The sequence below is a fragment of the Nocardiopsis salina YIM 90010 genome, assembly GCF_000341025.1.
GTDB classification, from domain to species: domain Bacteria; phylum Actinomycetota; class Actinomycetes; order Streptosporangiales; family Streptosporangiaceae; genus Nocardiopsis; species Nocardiopsis salina.
Genome location: NZ_ANBF01000263.1, coordinates 1 through 1,695, shown reverse-complemented (window position 1 = coordinate 1,695; position 1,695 = coordinate 1). Strand labels below are relative to the sequence as shown.

Sequence of the window (1,695 nt, the reverse complement as noted above, 5' to 3'; positions counted from 1 at the left end):
GGTGCAGTGGCTGCCACGACCGTGCAGTCCTCAGGAGGCTGGACGCCCACCACCGTTCAGCCGTCCGAGGTCGAGGACCGGACCGGGGCCGCGCCCTCCCCGGATGCCGCTACAAGCGTCGGCGTCGACCGCACGCGGATGGAGGCCTCCGCCCCCGAACAGGTGCCCGGAACCAGGGTCGCCCCGTCACCGAAGGCCGACCCAACCCGCGCCTACACGCGCATGGCCGGGGCCGATGAACAGGCCCGACACCAGGCCCCGCCGTCCACGCCTGCCGACCCGGGCACGTACGGACAGGGTCAGCCCTCCGGTGGGTACGGTGTCCCCTCCGGTTCCGGGGCATGGATCCACCGTGGCGGGGTTCCCCCGTACCACTTCCTCGGGGTGCGCCACGAGGACCCCGGTACACTCGCCGAGGCCATGCAGCAGAACTGGACCGAGGCGGTGCGGGTCTTCTCCGACACCGGCGAGCGCGATGCCCTCGGCGCCTGGCTCACGGACGATGTCGGCGACACCCGTGTCGACCGGGCCCTGTTCCGGCGCAAGGTGACCGACGCGAACCTGGCCCTGGCAACCTTCGTCGCGCAGACGCGGCCCGACCTGCCGCCGGTCTTCCGCGGCCGCACGGTCACCTTCGACCACCTGACCGACCTGTTCTCGGACCCCGCGCCGGTGCTGACCGGCGCCCCGCAGGCCAACGAGATGGCGCTGCTGGCCCGGCCCGTGGTCCTGCGCACCATGGGGCTGCACCACAGCGGCCGCCCGGGCGAGCACCAGCATCTGGCCGACCGGCTCGACGCCGCCGAGCGCGCGGGCATCGCGTTCCAGAAAGAGCTCTCCGACGCGCTCAACGGCTGGAGCGACGTGCGCTCCGGCGTCAATCCCGCCCTCGTACTGGCCTTCCTGCTCGGTCCGGACACCCCGCCCCGGCCGGAGAGCAAGGACCCCGGTGTGCGGGAGTGGATCGACATCCTGTGGACCAAGGTCGCCACGGCCGCACAGCCGGCCGCGGCGGGGTACGCGGCGGCCGTGCACGGGTCCGTGCCCACTCTGGTCACGCTGGCTCAGCAGCGGCGCGAGTGGGAGGGGCGCTACGCCACCGTCTCCGCCGAGCACGAAGCACTGAGCAACGCCGCTCGAAGGCAGCTCTACCTCGAGCGCGTCAAGAAGGTCTCCAAGTGGGGCCTGCTCGCGCTCGTGGTCCAGTTCATCGCCGAGAACGCGTACTACCCGCTCGTCTCCGCGCTCGCCGCAGTGGTCTCCTTCGCCGCGGTGATCGGCCTGCTCATCAGCGGGCCCGCGCTGCGCCTGATCTACGGCACCCCCGGGCGACGCGCACACCGCAACATCGAACTGCAGAACCGTACCGACCATCTCCTCCAGTTGAGGGGCGGTGTGGAACGCATCCGCACAGATCTGGACACGGCCCGCCGCCTCACCTCGGGCTGACCCGGCCCTTCGCCCCCCTTGAACCCCCGACACGGAAATGAGGACCCCCGTGGTACGACCCGGCCAGGCACTGGGCGGCTTCCGAATCGACCGCTCACTGGGACGCGGCGGTTTCGGCGAGGTCTACCTGGCCGAGGACGGGGGTGGTCGGCGCGCGGCGGTCAAGGTGCTGCACGCGAGCTGGGCCGGAGACACCGAGATGCGGCGGAGGTTCGCCACGGAGGTGGATCAGGCGCGGCGGGTGAG

Annotated in this window: 2 pseudogenes; both read left to right on the top strand. The window is 72.0% G+C overall.

Going from position 1 to position 1,695, the window contains the following annotated elements:
* Positions 1 to 1,449 (top strand): annotated as a pseudogene (locus tag D474_RS32485) (serine/threonine protein kinase); the annotation flags it as partial.
* Positions 1,450 to 1,498: 49 nt separating this feature from the next.
* A pseudogene (locus D474_RS30275) lies at positions 1,499 to 1,695 on the top strand (hypothetical protein); the annotation flags it as partial.